Annotated in this window: 5 protein-coding genes; 4 read left to right on the forward strand and 1 reads right to left on the reverse strand. The window is 65.0% G+C overall.

The features are described 5' to 3' along the window. Positions 1–64 precede the first annotated feature (64 nt). Positions 65–1,075 (reverse strand): hypothetical protein, encoded by a 1,011-nt coding sequence (locus HMPREF1136_RS02980; RefSeq protein WP_009647849.1) that lies wholly within the window; start codon positions 1,073–1,075, stop codon positions 65–67. Positions 1,076–1,147: 72 nt separating this feature from the next. Between HMPREF1136_RS02980 and rimP the strand changes: the two genes are divergently transcribed. The 4 genes from rimP to HMPREF1136_RS02995 all read left to right on the forward strand — a co-directional run. Further along, positions 1,148–1,618 (forward strand): ribosome maturation factor RimP, encoded by a 471-nt coding sequence (rimP, locus tag HMPREF1136_RS02985; protein ID WP_034504628.1) that lies wholly within the window; start codon positions 1,148–1,150, stop codon positions 1,616–1,618. 6 nt (positions 1,619–1,624) lie between these two features. Further along, the gene (gene nusA, locus HMPREF1136_RS02990; RefSeq protein ID WP_009647845.1) at positions 1,625–2,653 is read left to right on the forward strand and encodes a transcription termination factor NusA; all 1,029 of its coding nucleotides are present in this window, start codon (positions 1,625–1,627) and stop codon (positions 2,651–2,653) included. Positions 2,654–2,697: 44 nt separating this feature from the next. Next, the gene (locus HMPREF1136_RS10545) at positions 2,698–2,985 is read left to right on the forward strand and encodes a YlxR family protein (protein WP_269528457.1); all 288 of its coding nucleotides are present in this window, start codon (positions 2,698–2,700) and stop codon (positions 2,983–2,985) included. Between the two features lie 136 nt (positions 2,986–3,121). After that, on the forward strand, positions 3,122–3,810 hold a 689-nt coding region (locus HMPREF1136_RS02995), incomplete at its 3' end, for a translation initiation factor IF-2 N-terminal domain-containing protein (protein WP_009647847.1).

Consider the following 3,810-nt stretch of genomic DNA (forward strand, 5'->3'; position numbering starts at 1 on the left):
CGGGTGGGGAGCGGCCCTGCATTTATTGGATTCTCGGAATTGTAAGCCGGTCGGGTGGATGATTCTAACGAGTGCCGATCAATGCCGGTAGCGTCGTGTGGGAGGCCCACTGTTCGATGTCAGCGAGCGCGGCACTTGCGCCAGCGCTACGCACTGCCTCGGACTTGGAAGCGAACATCGCGGTATCGACGGCGAGCAGGTTCGAGGCGAGTGTGGCTGTGTCCAGGGAATCCAGCTCGCAACGCGGCGTACGCGTATCCGCAGCGCCCGCCTGCAGCGCGATATCAGCACGGACCAGCAGAGCACCCGACATGTCGTAAGTGTCCGTCTCGCTCAGGGTATCTGTGTTCGAATGCACCTTCGGGAGCGTGGAAGCCGTGCAATCCCACATGGCGACGGCGTCGGAGAGTTCCTTCGACGACGCAAGATCACTGCCCGACAGAGTGAACGTTGAGGAAATCGAGGACTCGTTGTACGACTCGATATCCCAGCTCTGCACGCCCTTGGAGGAGACAGTGTTCACGCGGTCGTTGACAGCCGAAGCTTGGCTATTGCCCGCGTTGACATCGATCCCGTAGGCGCGCGCGATGGACACAGCATCGGCATAGCGGCCCAGCGCGGAGGCAGCCAGCGTGCGCGCCTTGTCGGATTGAGCGTCCTCCTCGGTAGCGATCTGCAGGTCGCGGGTGGCTGTGCGAGCCATCCATGACACGAACGCAGCCACATCGGTGGGGGCCTCGGAGACCGGATCGGGAGCCTCCTGGCCTTCGGGAGGCGTCCCTCCCCACGGATCCCAGAGGCCGCCAAGGGTCTCGAGACGAGTGTCGGAGGACGACGCAGCCGTACGTAGCGCGCTGGAACAGGGCGCGCACTCGGTCGCGAGTTCGGCGAGCTGCGTGGCTCGCGCGGACGCGGCAGCTTCCGTTCGCGCTGCTTGGTCACGAGCTGCAGCAAAGCCCGTCAGGGCCGTCGACTGGGTGGACAGGGAACACGCGGATAGCGCGAAAAGCGCCGTACCGGCAGCAACGAGGCCGGGGATACGGCGTGTGGTCATAGTCAGATTTGAGAATCGCACCCCCGCATCATCCCACACCCCCGGGTAGGATGGGTAACTGACCCGCGTTCGCGAGAAGAAAGATAGGCGTATATGGGATCGTCCACGACTGACGGACCGCTTCAGGAGCTGTTGGCTCCCGTGGTCGCAGCCTCGGGGCTCGAACTGGATTCGGTGACCCGCACGCGCTCCGACGCGATGCCGCTCCTGCGGGTCGTCGTCGAAGCCCCGATTGGTGCCGACGGTATTGACTCAGACACTCTTGCGGACGTGTCCCGCGCCGTGTCGAAGGCGCTGGACACCGCCGATCCGATCGACGGTGAATACCTGCTGGAGGTCTCCACCCCCGGGGCCGAGCGCGAACTGACGAAGGTTGGCCACTGGATGCGGCAAATCGGACGCCTCGTGCGTATCAAGCTGCGCGCCGGCGGCTACGTCTCTGGTCGCGTCATCGACGCGAGCGAGACCAGTGCAACGATCGATGTTGACGGCGAAGCCACTACCATTGACTATCAGGACATGAGGAAGGCGCGTTCCCGCGTCGACTTTGGAACGGGGAAGTAGAAGACCATGGAAATCGATATGACCGCCCTGCGGATGGTGGAAAACGAGAAGGGCGTTAGCCTCGAGACCCTCGTTGACGCCATCGAAGAGGCACTGCTCAAGGCGTACCACAACCTGCCCGGTGCGATCTCCCAGGCCCGCATCGAAATCGATAAGAAGACCGGGCGCGTCACCGTCATGGCGATGGACGAGGACGAAGACGGCAACCCCATTGGTGAATTTGATGACACCCCGAAGAACTTCGGGCGCATCGCCCAGTCCACGGCGCGCTCCGTCATCATGCAGCGACTGCGCGACGCCGACGACCAGCGCGTCTTCGGTGACTTCGCGGGCCGAGAAGGACAGATCATCACCGGCACCGTCCAAGCCCCGCGCCCCGGCCGCCCCACGATGGTTCAGGTTTCCGACGACTTCGAGGCCGTCCTGCCCGACGGCGAGAAGGTTCCCGGTGAGACCTACCGTCACGGCGACCGGATCCGCGCCTACATCGTGGGTGTCGAGCGCACCGAACGCGGGCCGCGCATCACCCTGTCGCGCACTCACCCCAACCTCGTCGCCGGTCTCTTCCAACGCGAGGTTCCCGAGATTCAGCAGGGACTCGTCAAGATCAAGGCAATCGCCCGCGAGGCCGGCCACCGCACGAAGATCGCCGTGGCAGCCACCCGCGAAGGCATCAATGCCAAGGGCGCTTGCATCGGACCCATGGGGGCGCGTGTGCGCTCCGTCATGGCCGAGCTGGGTGGTGAGAAGATCGATATCGTCGACTACTCCGACGACCCCGCGCGCTTCGTCGCTAACTCCCTGTCGCCGGCCCGCGTGACCCGCGTTGTTGTCCACTCCGTCGATAACCGCACGGCTACCGCCATCGTGCCGGATTTCCAGCTCTCCCTCGCGATTGGCAAGGAAGGCCAGAACGCTCGACTCGCCGCGCGTCTGACGAACTATCACATCGATATCCACGCCGACACAGAAACCGGTGACGACGAGATCGCCTCGCGCGTCTCCACTCCCGACGACGTGACAAGTCGCTCATAGAAACTGAGATGAACAATCCCCTAGCTCGACTAAGCTAGGGGATTGTGTCGTATCCCCTGCCGCCTGAGCCCACCACAGGACCACAGCGCACCTGCATCGGATGCGGTACTCGCGCGCACAGAACTGCTCTCGTGCGGATCGTGCGTTCGCCCGACGGTGCGATTCACCTCGACCCGACGGCGACTCTTCCAGGTCGAGGAGCGTGGATCCACCCCGACGCGGGGTGCGTCCAGCGGGCCCGAACCAGACGAGCACTCGCTCGCGCCTTCCGAACAGGCGCTGTGACAGACACCGTCTGGGATGACGTGGAGGAGATGATCACCACCCAGTGATGGCCACGCGCCATCAAGGCCGAGAAGATGGAAGCGGGTTGGAAGCTGATGGGCACCCGATGAGTACCCAGCGATGAGCTGCCAGCAATATCAGTAAGGCGTCTCCACACCGGAGACGCTTCCGGAATGGAGAAATGTGGCAAAGTTGCGTGTCCACGAGCTCGCCAAAGAGCTCGGAATCACCAGCAAAGAACTGATGGGTCACCTGAAGGAAGCAGGTGAATTCGTCAAGTCGTCCTCGTCCTCGCTCGAGCCGCCCGTCGTGCGGCAGATGCGCGAGAAGTTCGCGGCGGCGCACAAGAGCAAGAAGGCGGAGACCAAGCCCGCCCCCAAGGCACCGAAGCCCGGAGCAGCCAAGCCTGCACCGAAGAAGCCCGCCGCTCCCCAGGCGTCGGCCCCGGAGGCCTCGGCCCCCGTCCCCGCGCCTAAGGCACCCACCCCGAAGGCACCCACCCCTAAGGCTGCCGCGCCCAAGCCCGGTGCCCCCAAGGCTCCGGCCCCCAAGGCTGCCGGACCCAAGCCCGGCGCGCCCAAGCCCGGTGCACGCAAGAGCGAGACCGCGCCCAAGCCTCGTGGCAAGAAGCCTGCGGAGGGTTCGGTACCGAAGCCCGGTGGTCGCAAGCCCGCTGAGGGTGGTGCACCTAAGCCTGCGCCTCGTCGCGGTGATGCTCCGCGTCCGGCCCGCCCCGGCGCGCCGCGTCCCGGTGGCCCGCGTCCTGGCAATAACCCGTATGCCTCTTCTCAGGGCATGCCCCGTCCGGGCGGCTCCGGCAACGCTGGGCCTCGTCCCGGCGCACCGCGTCCGGGTGGTTCCGGCAATGCTGG

Origin of the sequence: Actinomyces sp. ICM47 (assembly GCF_000278725.1) — a bacterium.
Taxonomy (GTDB): Bacteria; Actinomycetota; Actinomycetes; order Actinomycetales; family Actinomycetaceae; genus Pauljensenia.

Coding starts and splice junctions, on each gene's coding strand:
- rimP (WP_034504628.1), top strand. CDS start 1,148: ATGGGATCGTCCACGACTGACGGACCGCTTCAGGAGCTGTTGGCTCCC.
- nusA (WP_009647845.1), top strand. CDS start 1,625: ATGGAAATCGATATGACCGCCCTGCGGATGGTGGAAAACGAGAAGGGC.